Below are 17932 nucleotides of genomic sequence, written 5' to 3' on the forward strand. Positions count from 1 at the left end.
CCAGGGCGACTAGACGTGAAGATCAAGATCGAGCGGCCCGATGCCGAGGCCGCACGCGACATCTTCTCCAAGTACGTGCTCTCCGACCTGCCGCTGCACCCCGACGACCTGGCGGAGCACGGCGGCGTCGCGAACGCCACGGTGGCCGAGATGATCCAGCGCGTGGTCGAGCGCATGTACTCCGAGACCGAGGAAAACAGGTTCCTTGAGGTCACCTATGCCAACGGTGACAAGGAGGTGCTCTACTTCCGCGACTTCAACTCCGGCGCGATGATCCAGAACATCGTGGACCGGGCGAAGAAGATGGCCATCAAGGAGTTCCTCGAGACCGGCCAGAAGGGCCTGCGGGTGAGCCACCTGCTGGCCGCGTGCGTGGACGAGTTCAGCGAGAACGAGGACCTGCCGAACACCACGAACCCGGACGACTGGGCCCGCATCTCCGGCAAGAAGGGCGAGCGGATCGTGTTCATCCGCACCCTGGTCTCCGGCAAGAAGGGCGCCGAGACCGGCCGGTCGATCGACACCGTCAGCAACACCGGGCAGTACCTGTAGGCCGGCGGAGGCGGGTGAACTGGCGCGGATAGCCCGAACGGACGTCAACTGGGTCCGCACGGCGCGGCGGGCGTGGCATGAATGTGACACGACCGCCGCGGCCGGAGCCGCAACGGCACGGAAGAAGTGGGCTGTGCGTATGAACAGGACAGAGCATATGAACTCTGCTCAGCACCTGTGAGTCCGGCCGTGTCGCCGCGTCACATCCGTTGCCGACGTGGGACAACGGCGTTCTGCGTCGGCCCCAGTAGGGAGAACTCGTGCAGTTTCCTGGTCCCGAACATCCCTCGCTCGGCTTAGGCTTGTCGTCATGAGCGTACGGCGTGTAATGGGCAGTGAGACCGAGTACGGCATCTCCGTTCCGGGCCATCCGAACGCGAACGCGATGCTGACCTCGTCGCAGATCGTGAACGCCTACGCGACCGCGATGCACCGCGCGCGGCGGGCCCGCTGGGACTTCGAGGAGGAGAACCCGCTGCGCGACGCCCGCGGGTTCGATCTGGCGCGGGAACTGGCCGACGCGAGCCAGCTGACCGACGAGGACTCCGGCCTGGCGAACGTCATCCTGACCAACGGCGCGCGGCTTTACGTCGACCACGCGCACCCCGAGTACTCCACCCCCGAGGTGACCAACCCGCGCGACGCGGTGATCTGGGACAAGGCCGGCGAGTGGATCATGGCGGAGGCGGCGCGCCACGCGGCGACCGTCCCCGGCTCGCTGCCGATCAACCTCTACAAGAACAACACGGACAACAAAGGCGCCTCCTACGGCTCGCATGAGAACTACCTGATGGCGCGGACCACCCCGTTCGCGGACATCGTGCGGCACCTGACGCCGTTCTTCGTCAGCCGGCAGGTGGTGGCCGGCGCCGGCCGCGTCGGCATCGGCCAGGACGGGCGCACGCACGGTTTCCAGATCTCGCAGCGGGCGGACTACTTCGAGGTCGAAGTCGGCCTGGAGACCACCCTCAAGCGGCCGATCATCAACACCCGGGACGAGCCGCACGCCGATCCGGAGCGCTACCGCCGCCTGCACGTGATCATCGGTGACGCGAACCTCTCCGAGGTGTCCATGTACCTCAAGATGGGCACCACCTCGCTGGTCCTCGCGATGATCGAGGACCGGTTCATGTCCGTGGACTTCTCGGTGGACCAGCCGGTGCGCACCCTGCACGAGGTCAGCCACGACCCGTCCCTCAAGCACCTGGTCACCCTGCGCTCCGGGCGCAAGCTGACCGCCGTGCAGCTCCAGATGGAGTACTTCGAGCAGGCCCGCAAGTACGTCGAGGACAAGTACGGCACCGATGTGGACGAGATCACCCGGGACGTGCTGGACCGCTGGGAGTCGGTCCTCGGCCGGCTGGAGACCGACCCGATGTCGCTGAACCGGGAGCTGGACTGGGTCGCCAAGCTGGAGATCCTCGAGGGATACCGCAAGCGCGACGGCATCGACTGGGACAACGCCCGGCTCCACCTGGTCGACCTCCAGTACGCCGACGTGCGCCCCGCCAAGGGCTTGTACCAGCGCCTGGCGGCCCGGGGCCGCTTCGAGCGCATCACCAGCGACGAGCAGATCCGCGCGGCCGTGGACCAGCCGCCCGCGGACACCCGCGCCTACTTCCGCGGCCGCTGCCTCGACAAGTACGCCGACTCGGTGGCCGCCGCCTCCTGGGACTCGGTCATCTTCGACCTGCCGGACCGCGAGTCACTCCAGCGGGTGCCGACGCTCGACCCGCTGCGCGGCACCAAGCAGCACGTCGAGGCGCTGATCGACCGCTGCCGCACCGCCGCCGACCTGGTGCGCGAGATCACCGGCAGCTGAAACCCCACCGCCGTGTTCGCCCTGCGCGTCCGAACGTGTGAACCGTGCACGCGCGGGGAAGCTGTGATCAAAGGCCGGGGCCCCGCCCGGACGGTGTCTATTCGACGCCGTTTGTCGGGACCGCGGCGTAGTGTCTGATCAACAGGCCTCCAGGCCCGGCTCGGGCCGGGAGGCGTTGCATATTGCCTGGCAGGAAAGGGCGGGTAGTCACCGTGGCGACTAAGGACACCGGCGGGCAGGAGCGCGCCTCCAAGCAGACACAGGACGCTGAGGACGAATTCGTCGACGAGACCTCGGAACTGAGGGACCGTCACGCGAAGCTGTCCGAGGACGTCGACGACGTGCTGGACGAGATCGACGAGGTTCTGGAGACGGACGCGGAGAGCTTCGTGCGGGGCTTCGTGCAAAAGGGTGGCCAGTAAATAGCCTCTGGCCTGTAGAAATAACAGAAGCTAATTCGAAGGCTGATGAGCGGGGGGTGAACATGGAAGGCCTTGCGGAGAAGCGCCGCCGGGACCGTGCGGCGGTCAAACCGCTCGAGGAGTTCGTCGTCTCCGGAAGGGCCGGAGGGCGCGGCACGCACCGCAAGCCCTGCCAGAACGCCCGCACCCCCGAAAGTCGCCAGAGGCTGCATGGAGGGCCGCGGGAGTACGACCCGAAGCGGCGTTACGGGATCGGTACCGAGGACGTCGAGCGCATACTCGCGGCGCAGGAGAACAAGTGCCTGATCTGTGATAAGCCGGATCCTGAGCATGTGGACCGCTCACACAAGGCGGGTAAGGTACGGGTCATCCTGTGCTTCAACCGCAACAGGGACTCGGCAACTTCCGGGATGACGTGCGCGTTCTGGTGCGCGCCGCCGACTATCTGATGAGAGGGAGCTCGTGGAGCGGCAAGGGATTGGAAGGAATCCAGGTCGGGACCGGGCGGCCGGCACCGGCCTGATGGGCACGCCCTTCATGAGTTCCGGGACGTCCTCGTTCACCGAGTTCCTCGCCGACTACAACCCCGAGTACCTGCCGGGGCGGCGGATGGACGCGCTGGGCGTGCCGGGCGGAGGCGGCGGCGGTGGTCTCGCGGCCGAGGTGCCGCACGGGACCACGATCGTGGCGATGACGTTTCCCGGCGGGGTCCTGATGGCCGGCGACCGCCGGGCGACCGCGGGCAACCTGATCGCGCAGCGGGACATCCAGAAGGTCTTCCCCGCCGACGAGTACTCGCTCGTGGGGATCGCGGGCACGGCGGGCATCGCGGTGGAGATGGTCAAACTCTTCCAGGTGGAGCTGGAGCACTACGAGAAGATCGAGGGCGTCGAGCTGTCCCTCGACGGCAAGGCCAACCGGCTGGCCACGATGATCCGCGGCAACCTCGGGCTGGCGATGCAGGGCCTGGCCGTGGTGCCGCTGTTCGCCGGCTACGACCTGGAGACCGGCGCCGGCCGGATCTTCAGCTACGACCCGGTCGGCGGCCAGTACGAGGAGCACAACTTCTACTCGGTCGGCTCCGGCTCGATGTTCGCCCGCGGCGCGCTCAAGAAGCTCTATCGCGCCGACCTGGACCAGGTCGGCGCCGCGACCGCCGCCATCCAGGCCCTGTACGACGCCGCGGACGACGACTCGGCCACCGGCGGACCCGACACCACCCGCAAGATCTACCCGATCGTCGCGGTCGTCACCGAGGACGGCTACCGGCGCCTGCCCGAGGAAGAGGTCTCCGAACTCGTCCACGAGATCGTGGACGCCCGTCACCGCCAGCCCGAGGGCCCCCAGGCCCCGCTGCGCTAGCCCCGTCCGCCTGACGACTTCTTTAACGACGAGGAATCGATGACCACCCCGTTCTACGTGTCGCCCGAGCAGTTGATGAAGGACCGGGCCGACTACGTTCGCAAGAACATCGCGCGCGGCGGCTCGGTGGCGGTGCTCAACTACGACGGCGGCATCCTGTTCGTCGCCGAGAACCGCTCGCGGGTGCTGCACAAGATCAGCGAGATCTACGACCGGGTCGGCTTTGCCGCCGCCGGCAAGTACAACGAGTTCGAGAATCTGCGCCAGGCGGGCGTCCGGCTGGCCGACACCCGCGGTTATCTGTACGACCGGCGCGACGTGTCCGCGCTGGGGCTGGCGAATGCTTACGCGCAGACGCTCGGCACGATCTTCTCCGAGCAGGTCGGCAAGCCCTACGAGGTCGAGCTGGTGATCGCGGAGGTCGGGGACACCGCCGACCGGGACCAGATCTACCGGCTGACCTACGACGGCGCGGTCTTCGACGAGTCCGGCTTCGTGGTCATCGGCGGCCCGGCGGAGGCGGTCAGCGGGGTGCTGAAGAACACGTACGCCGAGGGCGCGAGCCTGGGCGAGGCGGTGCGCACCGCGGTGGCCGCGCTGGGCCGGGACGGCAACGAGACCAGGCAGCTGGAGCCGTCCCAGCTCGAGGTCGCGGTGCTGGACCGCAGCCGCAAGCAGGACCGCAAGTTCCGGCGGCTGATCGGCACCCAGCTGGCCGGACTGCTGGCCGACGAGCCGGGCGCCGAGGCGGCGCTCGCCGAGAACGGCGACGGACACGGCTCGGAGGCCGACAGCGGTGCCGCGGCCGGGTCGCAGGGCGATCTGCTCGACGACGTCGATGAGGCGCTGGACGGCGAGGACGGCACCGAAAGCTAAGAAGAAAGGGTCGCGCCAGCGCGGACAGTGTTCGAACAACGCGCGGCGGGATAAGTACCGGATGAGAGTCCACACACTCCCCTAGGGACTTAAGGCGGTGGGGAACCGATGGACCGTCGGATCTTCGGACTAGAGAACGAGTACGGCGTCACCTGCACCTTCCGGGGACAGCGGCGGCTGTCCCCGGACGAGGTGGCCCGGTACCTCTTCCGCCGTGTGGTCTCCTGGGGTCGCTCCTCGAACGTGTTCCTGCGCAACGGCGCCCGGCTCTACCTGGACGTCGGCTCCCACCCGGAGTACGCCACCCCGGAGTGCGACTCCATCGAGGAACTGGTCGTCCACGACAAGGCGGGCGAGCGGATCCTCGAGGGCCTGCTCGTGGACGCCGAGCGGCGGCTGCACGAGGAGGGCATCGCCGGGGACGTCTACCTGTTCAAGAACAACACCGACTCGGCGGGCAACTCGTACGGGTGCCATGAGAACTACCTGGTGACGCGACATGGGGAGTTCTCGCGGCTCGCGGACGTGCTGATCCCGTTCCTGGTCACCCGCCAGCTGATCTGCGGCGCGGGCAAGGTGCTGCCGACGCCGCGGGGCGCGGTCTACTGCGTGAGCCAGCGCGCCGAGCACATCTGGGAGGGCGTCTCCTCGGCGACCACCAGGTCCCGGCCCATCATCAACACCCGGGACGAGCCGCACGCCGACGCCGAGCGGTACCGGCGGCTGCACGTCATCGTGGGCGACTCGAACATGAGCGAGACCACGATGATGCTCAAGGTCGGGGCGACCGACCTGGTGCTGCGGATGGTCGAGGCCGGCCTGGTGATGCGGGACCTGACGCTGGAGAACCCGATCCGGGCGATCCGCGAGGTTTCCCACGACCTGACCGGGCAGCGGCGCATCCGGCTGGCCAACGGCCGCGAGGTGTCCGCGCTGGAGATCCAGCGGGAGTACCTGACGAAGGCGGCCGACTTCGCCGACCGGCGGGACCTGCGCACCGACTCGGTGGCCCGGGTGCTGGACCTGTGGGAGCGCACCCTGGACGCGATCGAGCTCGGCGACCTGGCGAAGATCGAGCGGGAGATCGACTGGGTCATCAAGTACCAGCTCATCCAGCGCTACCAGGAGAAGTACGACCTGCCGATCTCCCACCCGCGCATAGCGCAGCTGGACCTGGCCTACCACGACATCAGCCGGCGGCGCGGGCTCTACTACCTGCTGGAACGGCGCGGGATGGTCGAGCGCACCGCGCGGGACCTGGACATCTTCGCGGCCAAGTCGGTGCCGCCGCAGAACACCCGGGCCAAGCTGCGCGGCGAGTTTATCAAGCGGGCGCAGGAGCAGCGGCGCGACTTCACCGTGGACTGGGTGCACCTGAAGCTGAACGACCAAGCACAGCGCACGGTGCTGTGCAAGGACCCGTTCCGGTCGGTCGACGAACGTGTGGAGAAACTCATCGCGTCGATGTAGCCGCCTTGTAGGGTGGGGGCCGTGCTTCGACAGGCTCGGCTTCTCAGCGGTGTGACGGTGCTCGCGGCGGTGTGCGCGGCGGGATGTAGCTCATCGGGCTCCAGCACGCCTCCGTCCTCCCCGCTGCCGCAGGTGACCGGTGCGGTCGGCCAGCGCGCCGAGATCACGCTGCCTGCCGGGGCCACCGCGCCCACGAAGCTGGAGACCCACGTGCTCGTCCAGGGCAGCGGTGCGGCGCTGGCGTCGGGCGAGCTGGTCGCGGTGGACTACACGGTCATGAACTGGACCGGCGCCAAGATGCTCGGCGACACCTACTCCAAGGACGGCGGCAAGACGCCGAACCAGCCGCAGGTGGTCACGCTCGGCTCCGGAAGCCTGCTGCCGGCCTGGAACTCGGCGCTGAACGGCGCACGGGTCGGCAGCCGCATCGAGGTGGTCGCGCCACCGTCCGCGGCGTTCGGCAGCCAGGGAAGTACGCAATACGGCGTCGGGCCGACCGACGTGCTGGTGTTCGTGCTCGACGTGGACGGCGCTTACCAGCCGACCGCCGACATCACCGGAAAGCAGGGCGTGCAAAGCGATCCGTCGCTGCCCAAGGTGACGGGGGACCCCGGTTCAGGCAGTCCGACCGTCACGATCCCGGTGGGTGTCAAGCCGCCGGCGAACCTTGTAGCGGACACGCTCATTCACGGGACCGGCGAGACGGTGGCCGCTGGCAAGACCCTGATCCTTCAGTACACGGGAGTGGACTGGAATACGGGCACCACCTTCGATTCCTCGTTCACCCGCGGCCAGGCGTTCAGCACGGTGATCGGGGCCGGGAAGGTGATTGCGGGCTGGGACACCGGCCTGGTGGGCAAGCACGTGGGCGACCGGGTGCTGCTCGTCATCCCGCCGGCGCAGGGGTACGGCCCGGCGGGCGGCCAGAAGTCGGCCGGGATCGGCCCGGACGACACCCTCGTCTTCGTCGTCGACATAGTCGACGCGATCTAGCCAGCCGAAGCCCGCTCCGCACGACCGGACCGGCGCGTGCGGAGCGGGCTCATGCCTCACTTCACGCCGAGCAGGTCCACCACGAAGATCAGCGTCTCGCCGGGCTTGATCACCGGCGGCGCGCCCCGGTCGCCGTAGGCCAGGTGCGCGGGGATGGTCAGCCGGCGGCGGCCGCCCACCTTCATCCCGGCCACCCCGCGGTCCCACCCCTTGATGACCCGGCCCTTGCCGAGCGGGAACTGGAACGGGGAGTTGCGGCTCCAGGAGGAGTCGAACTCCTCGCCGCTGGAGTGCGACACCCCGACGTAGTGCACGGTGACGTTGTGGCCGTCCGCGGCCTCCGCCCCGTCGCCCTCCCAGATGTCGGCGACCTCCAGGTCCGCCGGGGGCGGCCCTTCGGGGAAGTCGACCTCAGGCTTCTCCAATGCCATGGCGCGATCCTCTCGTGACGTCCTTGCCAACCGTCTACCCTGCCACAGCTCGGGCCGGGTGCGTGCGGCAGGTCACGAGATCAAGCTCGCGGCCAGCCTTCCGGCCGCGGCGGCGGCGAGGAAATTCGCCCGATCGGCGACCGGTCCGCGGCCCATCGTGGAGAGCGGCACCGGGCTCGCGGCGAGCGCTTCATCGAGGCCGGTGCAGTCGACACGGTGCAGCGTGTGGCGGGGCTTGAGGATCTCGGCCTGCGCGCGCACCCCGTCCCAGAACTCGCCGGGCTCGGCGGGGACCGCGAGATCCGCGGAGGCGAGGGCGACCCGGCCGTAAGCGGTGACGCTGTGGTGGCTCAGCCCTCGGTGGCGCTCGCGGGCGTCGGCCTCGGAGATCCGCAGGGCGCCGACTGGGCGGCCGTCGAGCGCCGCGGCGGCGTTGACCGCCTCACCGCAGGAGACTCCGGAGAAACCCCAGCGGGTGCCGGTGCCGAGGTTGCCCGGGCCCTGGGTGATGATCGTGACGTCGGCCTCGAGGATGAGGCGCGCGGCGAGCAGCCCGGTATGGGTGGTCACCGTTTCGAGGTCACCGCCGAGCGCCTGACCGACCGTCACGGAACCGGCGAGCCAGCCGGCGTCGCGCAGTCCGGCCACAGTTCGGGAGAACCACAGCGGCAGCGCGCCGCCGTCCGTCATGACATAGGCGATGCGCGTTCCGAGGCGGTCGGCGAGGATCGCGGCACAGATGGCGGGTAGCGCCGAGTGCAGGTCCGCGGTGACCACGGGCATCCCGCCGAGGGAATCGGCCTCGCGCAGCGCTTCGTGGTGGGGCGAGTCCTGCTCATCGGCGCCGAGCACGATCGCCTGCAGCGGCGTGTAGCGGGCTTTGACCAAGTGGCCGGGACCGGGCGGCGGGTCGGCCGGGAGCCGGTCGGGGAGCGCGACGACCATCGCGTAACCGCCGGTGCCCAGGCCCATCGTCTGCGCCGTCACGTTCAGCAGGACCCGGTCGCCCACGCGCGGCTCGCCCGTCAGTTCCGGGTATGCCAGCGCCTTGGTGGGGGAGCCGTCGACGTCGACGGTCAACTCCTGCGCGCCGCGCCAGGCCCGTCCGAGGGCGGCGACCCGCCCCTCCCGCCAACTGATCACGGCTGCCTCTCGCCCGGGGAAAACGGCTGCCACACACGCCTGTGAAAAGAGGCTGCCCGACTCCTTGGAAAGACAACAGTGTAGGCCGCCGAGACCGACGCCCGTCCCGTATTGTGGCGTTTCTAAACCGCGCTGCGGCGTCGCGAAACCGGGGCCGGAAGCAGTAGCGTCGGACACGCGACAGCGGTACGGGGCGTACGGCGGCGGGCCGGGCGCTGACGGCGAGGAGGGAACCGGGGATGCCTGCGAGCAAGACGGAACGGCTGGTCAACCTGGTGATCTGCCTGCTCGCCTCGCGCACCTACGTGACGAAGGAGCGGCTGCGCTCCACCCTGGAGCCGTACCGCAACTGCCCCACCGACGAGGCCTTCGAGCGCATGTTCGAGCGGGACAAGGAGGAACTGCGGGAACTCGGCATCCCCCTCGAAGTGGGCACCGTCAGCGCGCTGTTCGAGGACGAGGTCGGATACCGCATCGCTCCGGGGGAGTACGCGCTGCCGGACCTGCACCTGGAGCCGGACGAGGCCGCCGCGCTCGGTGTGGCCGCCCGGTTCTGGCAGCAGGCGACGATGGCGCAGGCCGCCTCCTCCGCGCTGCTCAAGCTCAAGGCCGCCGGGATCGACGTCGGCGGCGGCGCCGCGCCGCTGGGGATCGAGCCCCGGGTGCGCGCCGAGGCTCCCGCCTTCGAGCCCTTGCTGGAGGCGGTGTACGAACGGCAGGTCGTCCGGTTCCCGTATCGCCGGCCGGGGGCGGAGGTGCGGCTGCGCGAGGTCGAGCCGTGGACCATCGACTCCTGGCGCGGCCGTTGGTACCTGGCCGGTTTCGACCTGGACCGGGACGACGCCCGGGTCTTCCGGTTGGACCGGATCACCGGGCCGGTCATGCTGACCGGGCGCGCGCCGTCGCATAAGGTGCCTGATCGGCTGGACGTGCGGGCGCAGGTGGACGCTTATGCCCGCAGCAGCACGGACCTCGGGCCGGCGATCCTGAAGGTGCGCGCGGGGACCTGTTTCTATCTGCGCCGCAGTGCCGTCTCGGTGACTGAGGGCGAGGACGGCTGGGACACGGTGATCGTCACTGCGCGTGGCGACACGGCGGGATGGCTGGCGGAGTACGGCGCGGACGTCGTCGTGATCGACCCGCCCGCGTTGCGGGACGCGGTCGTCGCGGGGCTGCGCGCGGTCGCCACCGGCGGGGCCGGGAACGGCGGCTCCGGCTCTGGTTCTGGTTCTTCGGTGGCGAGATTATCCGCAGGCGCCCGATCGGGGCCGCCGCGCGCGGGCAATGCGGCACAGCAGGAGTCCGGGCGGCTGGGGGTGGCCTCGTGAGCACCGCGGTGGCGCAGGTCGAGCGCCTGCTGAACCTCGTGCCGTATCTGATGCGGCATCCGGGCAGCACCGTCACCGAGGTTGCCGAGGAGTTCGGGGTCGCGCCGAAGCAGATCGCCAAGGATCTCAATGTCCTGTGGTTCTGCGGGCTGCCCGGCGGGTTCGCCGACGACCTGATGGAGGCGCACGTCGAGGAGGGCGGCGCGATCCACCTCGACAACGTGGCCGGCCCGATCGGGCGGCCGCTGCGGCTGTCCACCCGCGAGGCGGTGGCGCTGCTGGTGGCACTGCGGGCGCTCGCGCAGGTGCCCGGGCTCGCCGACCGGGACGCGCTGAACCGGGCGCTGGCCAAGCTGGAGGACGTCACCGGCGAGGCGGCGCGGGTGGCCGAGCGGCTCTCGGTCGAGTTCGAGGTCGGCGATGTGGTGCTTCAGGAGGCCCAGCGCGCCTTAGCCGAGGGCCGTCTGGTGCACCTGCGCTACTACGTCCCCTCGCGCGACGAGGTCACCGAGCGGGACGTCGACCCGATGCGCATCGTGCTGCTGTCGGGGCGGGCCTACCTCGAGGGCTGGTGCCGCTCCTCCGAGGCGGTGCGGGTCTTCCGGCTGGACCGGGTCGTGGGCATCGACGTGCTCGACAAGCCTGCGGAGCCTCCGGCGGACGCGCCCGTGATGGACCTGACCGAGCACTCGCCCGGCTCGGCGCTGCGGGTGGACGAGGACGATCCGCTGGTGACCTTGGAGCTGGCCGCGTCGGCGCGCTGGGTGCCCGAGTACTATCCCTGTGAATCGTCCCAGGAGATCGAGGGCGGCGCGCTGCGCGTGCGTCTTAGGGCCGCGGATCCCGAGCGCATCCTGCGCCTGATGCTGCGTCTCGGCGGCGCGGCGCGCGTGGTCGCGCCCGAGGAGTTCGCCGCTCAGGTACGCAGGACCGCCGCAGAGGCGCTGGCGGCGTATGAATCGGCGCCGCAGGAGACAGGGGCCGCGGCGCGGTGACATACGCCGACGCGGGGCCGCCACAGGCACGGGTGCGTTGCGACGCGTGCGGTCCGCGCGTACTCCCGCTGTCCGCGGTGCGGCTGCTGCACCGGGGCGAGCACTCGGTGTACCTGTTCACCTGCGATCAGTGCGGGCAGCGCAACCGGCGCCCCGCCGACGCCGCGCTTCGGGCTGCCCTCCGCAGCGCGGGAGCTGCGGAACTGAGGGTGCACAGCGCGGCGGACAGCTGATACCGCAGGCTGAGGAACGCGAGCCCTTGGCGCGGCTTGTCGCGACCGTCAGCGACTCCCGGTCGGCGCCGACGAGTTGTCATGACCCGGTAATGTCGTCACCCGTGACGACGTGGTGGATTGTGGGCATCGCCCTGGGTGCGGCCTCGCTCGCGGCGATCGGCTACTTCTCGTTCGGCGTGTTCCTCGCGGTGAAGGGCCTGGCGAAGGAGATCAAGCGGTCCGGAACCAGGCTGGCCGAGGCGGCGGGACCGGTCCAGGACGGCCTGGCCGGGCTCGGCGCCGGCCGGGAAGACCGCGCCGGATCCTCCGGTGCGCACCGTTGACAACAGCTCCGACCTGCTGAAACCTTAAGGCGGCGCGGTGGGCCGACGGCCCCCGCATCGACTGACGCGTAGAAGGGCGCTACACGATGGGCCGGGCAGAATCGTTGGTCCTGATCGTCGTGCTCGGGGCGCTGGTCTTCGGCTGGCGGCGGCTGCCGGGAGCGGTGCGCGATCTGGGTAGGGCGCGCCGTATCCTCAAAGCCGAAGCACAGGCGCTGCGCGACGACGTCCCCCTGCCGCCAAACCGGACCATCACGGCCGATCCGGCGGACGTGGTGGAGCGCCGTACCGGCTCCTGAGCCCGCCTCCGCGTGAGCGGGGCGGCGGCGACCGCGCGACGACGAAGACGGCGACGAGGAACGGGTGGCAGGACTAGTGGCTGGTAGGGCCGGGCGCTCCGCGGACGACGCAGCGCGCATGCCGCTCATGGAGCACATCCGGGAGCTGCGCTCCCGGCTGATCAAAGCGGCGCTGGCGATCTTCATCGGCGGCGTCATCGGCTTCATCGTGCGCAACCACCTGATCGGGGTCCTCGAGCACCAGGTCTGCGACGACATGTCGATCAACGGCATCGGCAAGCGGACCGCGCAGTGCCCGAACGGCGTGCTCACCATCTCCGGCCCGACCACCGGCATCACCCTGGCGTTCAAGATCGCCCTGTTCTCCGGGCTGGTCTTCGCCTCGCCGATCTGGCTCTACCAGCTGTGGGCGTTCCTGGCACCGGGCCTGTACAAGCGGGAGAAGCGGTACGGGCTGACCTTCATAGGCGCCGCAGTCCCGCTGTTCCTTGCCGGGGCCTACTGCGCGTACTTCTTCCTCAGCGCGATCATGAAGGCGCTGCTCGGCTTCAATCCGACCGGCGTGGCCGCGCAGCTGCCGGTCGACACGTTCCTGACCTTCGTCCTGCGGATGATGGCCGTGTTCGGTGTGTCGTTCGTGCTGCCGCTGATCCTGGTGGTGTTCAACCTCCTCGGCGTGCTCAGCGGCGCTCGCATGGCCAAGCACTGGCGCGTCGTGGTCCTGGTGATCTTCGTGTTCGCCGCCATCGCGGTGCCCACCGGCGACCCGATCGGCATGTCCGTGCTGGCCGCCCCGATCTGCGTGCTCTATTTCGGCGCGGTGGGCTTCGCGACCATCAACGACCGGCGCCGGGCCGCCCGCCGCGCCGCCGACCCGCTGGTGAACCTCTCCCCGGACGAGGCCTCTGAGCTGGACCTGAGTCCGGCGCCGGTCGAGCACGCGAGCAGCCTGGAAGACATCTCGTGAACGCGCGGGCCCGCAGCGCGAGCCCGCGGTGATCGCGGCGCCCGCGCTCGTCGTCAATCCCACCTCGGGCAAGGGCCGGGGTGCCCAGTACGGCGAGCAGGCCGAGCGCGCGCTGCGTGCGGCGGGGATCGAGCCGCGGCGCATCGTCGGCCGTGACGCGCACGACGCGGCGAAGCAGGCCCGAGCCGCCCTCGATGCCGGAGCTTCGGCGCTGGTCGTGGTCGGTGGCGACGGCATGGTGCACCTCGGCCTCCAGCTCGTCGCCGGGACCGGAACGCCGCTCGGCGTCATCCCGGCCGGCACCGGCAATGACGTGGCGCGTTACGTCGGGCTGCCGCTCGCCGATCCCGAGGCGGCCGCGCGCATCGTGGCGGCGGGACATGCGGCGAGCTTCGACCTCGGCCGGGTGACCAGCGCGGATTCGGACGAACCGCGCTGGTTCGGCACCGTCCTGGCCTGCGGCCTCGATTCCAAGGTCAACGAGCGGGCCAACCGCATGCGCCGCCCGCGCGGACCGTCCCGCTACACCCTCGCGCTGCTCGCGGAACTGGGGCCGTTCCACGCCCTGCCGCTGGACGTGACGATCGACGGGGCGCACGCGAGCGTCGAGGGCATGCTGATCGCGGTCGGCAACGGTCCGTCCTACGGCGGCGGGATGCGGATATGCCCGCAGGCCGACCCGCGCGACGGCCGGTTCCAGGTCACCGTCGTGCGCAGGGTCAGCAAGGGAACACTGCTGCGGATCTTCCCTAAGGTCTTCTCCGGGCGGCACGCGGAACATCCGGCGGTCGACATACGGCACGGATCGAGAGTCGAGCTGGCGTCGACCGCGCCAGAACCCGTGTCCGTGTGGGCGGACGGCGAACGCGTGGGCACGCTGCCTGCGGTCTGCGAGACCGTCGCGAGCGCGCTGACGGTATTCGTGCCTGTGCCCGCATAGCCGACAAAAGTCGGCGAGGACCGCCGCACAGCTCTGATCAACCCGCGAAAGCAATGTGCCACAACGGGTATCACCGTGCTACGCTACGCATATGAACCAAACAATGACGCAGCGTACTATCACGCAACGTGAACTGAGAAATGAGAGCGCTGCGATCATGGACGCGGTCGAGGCGGGCGAGACCATGATTGTGACTCGTAATGGTGTCCCCGTGGCGGAGTTGGGTCCAATCAGGCGTAAGCCCGAACTCACGACAGAGGAACTGCAGCGGATCTTCGCCGTGAGCCCTCCGCCGGATTATGCGCAGCTCAGGGCTGAGATGGATGAGTACTTCGGCGAGGACCGGGTGGGAGACGAGCGGTGACGGACGTGGAACGAGCGCCGCGAGGCGTGGTCGACACCTGCGTGATTATCGATCTGCCCAAGATTCCCGCGCAATCGTTGCCGATGAGACCGGTGGTCTCCGCAGTCACGACGGCGGAGTTGGCAGCCGGAGTGCAGACCGCGAAGGATCCACTGCAGCGATCCCTTCGAGTCACCCATCTTCTGATGATCGAAGCGAACATGGATCCTGTGCCGTTCGGCGAAGAGGCCGCTCGTGCGTACGGCACGATGGTCGCGCTCGTCGTAGGAGCGGGTCGCGACCCGCGTCCGCGCAAGTTCGATCTCATGATCGCCGCGACTGCCGCATCGCTCGGCCTGCCGCTGTACACGCGCAATCCGGACGACTTCAAGGGCCTCGAGTCGCAGCTGAACGTGGTGCCGGTCTGACGGGAGCGGGCAAGGCCCCGGCAGGGAAAGATCGGCGGTCTGTCGGACGCGTCGCCTAGAATTGAAGGCATGACCTCGCCCGCCGAGCGGTTTGCCGCGGACCGCCGTCGCCAGGCCGAAGAACGCACAGAACTGTACGGCTTCGCGCTGCTCTACTCGTTCGAACTTGACGACTTCCAGCGCGAGGGGTGCGTCGCGCTCGAGGAGGGGCACGGGGTCCTGGTGGCCGCGCCGACCGGGGCGGGCAAGACCGTCGTGGGGGAGTTCGCGGTCCACCTGGCGCTGGCCCGGGGCCGCAAGTGCTTCTACACTACACCCATCAAGGCCCTGTCGAACCAGAAGTACGGCGACCTGGTCAAGCGATACGGGCCGGACCGGGTGGGCCTGCTGACCGGGGACAACTCGATCAACGGCGACGCGCCGGTGGTGGTGATGACCACCGAGGTGCTGCGCAACATGCTCTACGCCGGCTCGTCGGCGCTCGACGGGCTCGGCTACGTGGTGATGGACGAGGTCCACTACCTCGCCGACCGGTTCCGCGGCGCGGTGTGGGAGGAAGTGATCATCCACCTGCCCGAGTCGGTGCAGCTGGTCTCGCTGTCCGCGACCGTGTCCAACGCCGAGGAGTTCGGCGAGTGGCTGGAGACGGTGCGCGGCGAGACGAAGATCATCGTCTCCGAGCACCGCCCGGTCCCGCTCTGGCAGCACGTGCTGGCCGGGGGCAAGCTCTACGACCTCTACTCCGGCGCGGACCCGCAGGAGATCGAGGAACACGGCTCCGACGTCGCCCACGTCAACCCGGAACTCGTGCGCTTCGCCCGGGACGGGGACCGGTTCGGCTACGGGGCCGGACCCCGGGGCGGCGGGCGGGGAAACAATTCAACACTGAGTGGCGGGCGGGGAAACAATTCAACGGGAAACAATTCAACACCGGGCGGGCGCGGGCGTCCCCGACGCGGCAGCGGCCCGCCCAGCCGCGTCGACGTCGTCGAGCGCCTCGACAGCGCCGGGCTGCTGCCCGCGATCACCTTCATCTTCTCCCGGGCCGGCTGCGACGCGGCGGTCCAGCAGTTCCTGCGCACCGGCGTCCGGCTGCTCACCGACGAACAGCGCGCGAAAGTGCGCGCGCACGTGTCCGCCCGCTGCGCCGAGATCCCGCCCGAGGACCTCAATGTCCTGGGATACCACGACTTCGCCGACGGACTCGAGCGGGGCGTCGCCGCGCACCACGCCGGGATGCTGCCCACCTTCAAGGAGATCGTCGAGGAGCTGTTCGCGGCCGGGCTGGTCAAGGCGGTGTTCGCCACCGAGACCCTGGCCCTCGGCATCAACATGCCCGCCCGCTCGGTCGTGCTCGAGGCCCTGGTCAAGTGGAACGGCGAGTTCCACGCCGACATCACCGCCGGCGAGTACACCCAGCTGACCGGCCGCGCCGGGCGCCGCGGCATCGACGTCGAGGGCCATGCGGTGGTGCTCTGGCGGCCCGGCCTCGATCCGCGCGCGCTGGCGGGCCTGGCCTCCACGCGTACGTATCCGCTGCGGTCCTCCTTCAAGCCCTCGTACAACATGGCGGTCAACCTCGTCGGGCAGGTCGGCAAGGTGCGCGCCCGGGCGCTGCTGGAAAGCTCCTTCGCCCAGTTCCAGGCGGACAAGGCGGTGGTCGGCCTGACCCGCCAGCTGCGCCGCAACCAGGAGGCGCTCGACGGCTACCGCGAGGCCATGGCCTGCCACCTGGGCGACTTCGACGAGTACATGGGGCTGCGCCGCGCCCTGGCCGAACGGGAGACCGAGCTGTCCCGGCTGGGCGCCAGCCAGCGCCGGGCGGCCGCGGCCTCGGCGCTGGAAGCGCTCAAGAGCGGCGACATCATCACCGTGCCGACCGGGCGGCGCGCCGGACTCGCGGTCGTGCTCGACCCGGGTCTGGACACCGGGCGCGAGGGGCCGCGGCCCGAGGTGCTCACCATCGAGCGGCAGGTGGTGCGCCTGTCGCTGCTCGACTTCCCCTACCCGGTCGAGCCGATCGCGTGGATGCGCATCCCGAAGAACTTCAACCGCAAGTCGCCGCAGGCCCGCAAGGATCTGGCCGCCACGCTGCGCAACAAGGCGGGCGTCGGGGACGGGAAGCCGGCCCGGGCGCCGCGCCAGCGCTCGGACGCCGCCGACGACGAGCAGATCGCCGGGCTGCGCAAGGCCCTGCGGGCGCACCCCTGCCACGGCTGCGCGGATCGGGAGAACCACGCGCGGTGGGCCGAGCGGCATCACCGGCTGGAGCGGGAGACCGAGGGCCTGGAAAAGCGGGTGCAGGGCCGCACGCACTCGATCGCCCGCACCTTCGACCGGGTCTGCTCGGTGCTCACCGTCCTCGGCTACCTCGACGGCGAGCGGGTCACCAACGAGGGGCGGCGCCTGGCCCGGATCTACTCCGAGCTCGACCTGGTGGCCGCCGAGTGCCTGCGCGAGGGGCTCTGGGACGAGCTGACTCCCGCCGAGCTGGCCTCGGCGGTCTCGCTGCTGGTCTACGAGGCCCGGTCGAGCGAGGATTTCGGGCCGCCGCGGCTGCCCAAGGGCAAGGCGCGCGAGGCGATCGAGCGGACGATCCGGCTCTGGTTCACGATCCACGACCTCGAGGGCGACCACTCGGTCGACTTCCAGCGCGAGCCGGACGCCGGGTTCGCCTGGGCCGCGTACCAGTGGGCGACCGGCCACCGGCTGGACACCGTGCTCGAGGAGGCCGGGCTGCCCGCCGGCGACTTCGTGCGGTGGTGCAAGCAGGTGATCGACCTGCTCGGGCAGCTCGCCAACGCGGCGGCCGCGCTCGCGCCGGAAAACGCCGCCTCCGCGCGGATACGCGACACCGCCCACGCCGCGGTCGACCTGCTGCGGCGCGGCGTGGTGGCTTACTCCTCCGTCGGCTGACGCACCCAGCGGCCTGCGCACCGTCAGCTAACTGCTTCGCTTGCCGTCCGGCCGACAGTTGTGTCGGCCGGACGGCAAGCGCATGG

General features: G+C 70.0%; 19 protein-coding genes and 1 pseudogene. 18 read left to right on the top strand and 2 right to left on the bottom strand.

Annotated features, from left to right (window positions below):
• The 8 genes and pseudogenes from VGZ32_RS02300 to VGZ32_RS02335 all read left to right on the top strand — a co-directional run.
• Positions 1-552 (top strand): annotated as a pseudogene (locus VGZ32_RS02300) (proteasome ATPase); the annotation flags it as partial.
• 310 nt (positions 553-862) lie between these two features.
• Positions 863-2374: a depupylase/deamidase Dop gene (gene dop / locus VGZ32_RS02305; RefSeq protein WP_326884091.1), complete on the top strand. Its 1512-nt coding sequence runs from the start codon at positions 863-865 to the stop codon at positions 2372-2374.
• 212 nt (positions 2375-2586) lie between these two features.
• Complete coding sequence (locus tag VGZ32_RS02310) at positions 2587-2796, top strand: ubiquitin-like protein Pup (RefSeq protein ID WP_326884092.1); 210 nt, start codon at positions 2587-2589, stop codon at positions 2794-2796.
• 62 nt (positions 2797-2858) lie between these two features.
• Positions 2859-3245, top strand: a complete 387-nt coding sequence (locus VGZ32_RS02315) for an endonuclease domain-containing protein (protein WP_326884165.1) — start codon at positions 2859-2861, stop codon at positions 3243-3245.
• 88 nt (positions 3246-3333) lie between these two features.
• Positions 3334-4158 (top strand): proteasome subunit beta, encoded by an 825-nt coding sequence (prcB, locus tag VGZ32_RS02320; RefSeq protein WP_326884093.1) that lies wholly within the window; start codon positions 3334-3336, stop codon positions 4156-4158.
• 39 nt (positions 4159-4197) lie between these two features.
• Positions 4198-5034, top strand: coding sequence for a proteasome subunit alpha (gene prcA / locus VGZ32_RS02325; RefSeq protein ID WP_326884094.1), 837 nt, complete (start codon positions 4198-4200; stop codon positions 5032-5034).
• Positions 5035-5142: 108 nt separating this feature from the next.
• Entirely contained in the window at positions 5143-6504 is a 1362-nt protein-coding gene (gene pafA, locus VGZ32_RS02330; RefSeq protein ID WP_326884095.1) for a Pup--protein ligase, read from the top strand.
• A gap of 21 nt (positions 6505-6525) precedes the next feature.
• The gene (locus VGZ32_RS02335) at positions 6526-7497 is read left to right on the top strand and encodes an FKBP-type peptidyl-prolyl cis-trans isomerase (RefSeq protein ID WP_326884096.1); all 972 of its coding nucleotides are present in this window, start codon (positions 6526-6528) and stop codon (positions 7495-7497) included.
• Between the two features lie 56 nt (positions 7498-7553).
• On the opposite strand, the gene VGZ32_RS02340 is transcribed toward VGZ32_RS02335, so the two are convergent.
• The gene (locus VGZ32_RS02340) at positions 7554-7928 is read right to left on the bottom strand and encodes an FKBP-type peptidyl-prolyl cis-trans isomerase (RefSeq protein WP_326884097.1); all 375 of its coding nucleotides are present in this window, start codon (positions 7926-7928) and stop codon (positions 7554-7556) included.
• Between the two features lie 72 nt (positions 7929-8000).
• Positions 8001-9071 carry a DUF3866 family protein gene (locus VGZ32_RS02345; RefSeq protein ID WP_326884098.1) on the bottom strand — a complete coding sequence of 357 codons (1071 nt, stop codon included), beginning with the start codon at positions 9069-9071 and terminating at the stop codon, positions 8001-8003.
• A gap of 239 nt (positions 9072-9310) precedes the next feature.
• On the opposite strand from VGZ32_RS02345, the gene VGZ32_RS02350 reads away from it, so the two are divergent.
• From VGZ32_RS02350 to VGZ32_RS02395, 10 genes are all read left to right on the top strand, one after another.
• Positions 9311-10399 (top strand): helix-turn-helix transcriptional regulator, encoded by a 1089-nt coding sequence (locus tag VGZ32_RS02350; protein WP_326884099.1) that lies wholly within the window; start codon positions 9311-9313, stop codon positions 10397-10399.
• Positions 10396-11394 carry a WYL domain-containing protein gene (locus tag VGZ32_RS02355; RefSeq protein WP_326884100.1) on the top strand — a complete coding sequence of 333 codons (999 nt, stop codon included), beginning with the start codon at positions 10396-10398 and terminating at the stop codon, positions 11392-11394. The genes VGZ32_RS02350 and VGZ32_RS02355 overlap by 4 nt, the downstream gene beginning before the upstream one ends.
• On the top strand, positions 11391-11627 hold the full coding sequence (locus VGZ32_RS02360; protein ID WP_326884101.1) for a hypothetical protein: 237 nt from the start codon (positions 11391-11393) through the stop codon (positions 11625-11627). The genes VGZ32_RS02355 and VGZ32_RS02360 overlap by 4 nt, the downstream gene beginning before the upstream one ends.
• Before the next feature lie 92 nt (positions 11628-11719).
• Positions 11720-11953 (top strand): hypothetical protein, encoded by a 234-nt coding sequence (locus tag VGZ32_RS02365; RefSeq protein WP_326884102.1) that lies wholly within the window; start codon positions 11720-11722, stop codon positions 11951-11953.
• An 86-nt stretch (positions 11954-12039) separates the two neighbouring features.
• The gene (locus tag VGZ32_RS02370) at positions 12040-12252 is read left to right on the top strand and encodes a twin-arginine translocase TatA/TatE family subunit (RefSeq protein WP_326884103.1); all 213 of its coding nucleotides are present in this window, start codon (positions 12040-12042) and stop codon (positions 12250-12252) included.
• A gap of 118 nt (positions 12253-12370) precedes the next feature.
• Entirely contained in the window at positions 12371-13219 is an 849-nt protein-coding gene (tatC, locus tag VGZ32_RS02375; RefSeq protein ID WP_326884104.1) for a twin-arginine translocase subunit TatC, read from the top strand.
• 28 nt (positions 13220-13247) lie between these two features.
• Positions 13248-14159: a YegS/Rv2252/BmrU family lipid kinase gene (locus tag VGZ32_RS02380; protein WP_326884105.1), complete on the top strand. Its 912-nt coding sequence runs from the start codon at positions 13248-13250 to the stop codon at positions 14157-14159.
• 91 nt (positions 14160-14250) lie between these two features.
• Complete coding sequence (locus tag VGZ32_RS02385) at positions 14251-14523, top strand: type II toxin-antitoxin system prevent-host-death family antitoxin (protein WP_326884107.1); 273 nt, start codon at positions 14251-14253, stop codon at positions 14521-14523.
• Positions 14520-14930: a type II toxin-antitoxin system VapC family toxin gene (locus VGZ32_RS02390; protein ID WP_326884108.1), complete on the top strand. Its 411-nt coding sequence runs from the start codon at positions 14520-14522 to the stop codon at positions 14928-14930. Before VGZ32_RS02385 ends, VGZ32_RS02390 begins: the two co-directional genes overlap by 4 nt.
• Positions 14931-14999: 69 nt before the next feature.
• Positions 15000-17846, top strand: coding sequence for a DEAD/DEAH box helicase (locus VGZ32_RS02395; protein WP_326884109.1), 2847 nt, complete (start codon positions 15000-15002; stop codon positions 17844-17846).
• Positions 17847-17932: the final 86 nt, after the last annotated feature.

It is taken from the genome of Actinocrinis sp. (assembly GCF_035938995.1).
Lineage (GTDB): Bacteria > Actinomycetota > Actinomycetes > Streptomycetales > Catenulisporaceae > DASZGI01.

Coding starts and splice junctions, on each gene's coding strand:
- dop (WP_326884091.1), top strand. CDS start 863: ATGAGCGTACGGCGTGTAATGGGCAGTGAGACCGAGTACGGCATCTCC.
- prcB (WP_326884093.1), top strand. CDS start 3,334: ATGAGTTCCGGGACGTCCTCGTTCACCGAGTTCCTCGCCGACTACAAC.
- VGZ32_RS02350 (WP_326884099.1), top strand. CDS start 9,311: ATGCCTGCGAGCAAGACGGAACGGCTGGTCAACCTGGTGATCTGCCTG.
- VGZ32_RS02340 (WP_326884097.1), bottom strand. CDS start 7,928: ATGGCATTGGAGAAGCCTGAGGTCGACTTCCCCGAAGGGCCGCCCCCG.
- prcA (WP_326884094.1), top strand. CDS start 4,198: ATGACCACCCCGTTCTACGTGTCGCCCGAGCAGTTGATGAAGGACCGG.
- VGZ32_RS02385 (WP_326884107.1), top strand. CDS start 14,251: ATGAACCAAACAATGACGCAGCGTACTATCACGCAACGTGAACTGAGA.
- VGZ32_RS02370 (WP_326884103.1), top strand. CDS start 12,040: ATGGGCCGGGCAGAATCGTTGGTCCTGATCGTCGTGCTCGGGGCGCTG.
- VGZ32_RS02395 (WP_326884109.1), top strand. CDS start 15,000: ATGACCTCGCCCGCCGAGCGGTTTGCCGCGGACCGCCGTCGCCAGGCC.
- VGZ32_RS02315 (WP_326884165.1), top strand. CDS start 2,859: ATGGAAGGCCTTGCGGAGAAGCGCCGCCGGGACCGTGCGGCGGTCAAA.
- tatC (WP_326884104.1), top strand. CDS start 12,371: ATGCCGCTCATGGAGCACATCCGGGAGCTGCGCTCCCGGCTGATCAAA.
- VGZ32_RS02365 (WP_326884102.1), top strand. CDS start 11,720: ATGTCGTCACCCGTGACGACGTGGTGGATTGTGGGCATCGCCCTGGGT.
- pafA (WP_326884095.1), top strand. CDS start 5,143: ATGGACCGTCGGATCTTCGGACTAGAGAACGAGTACGGCGTCACCTGC.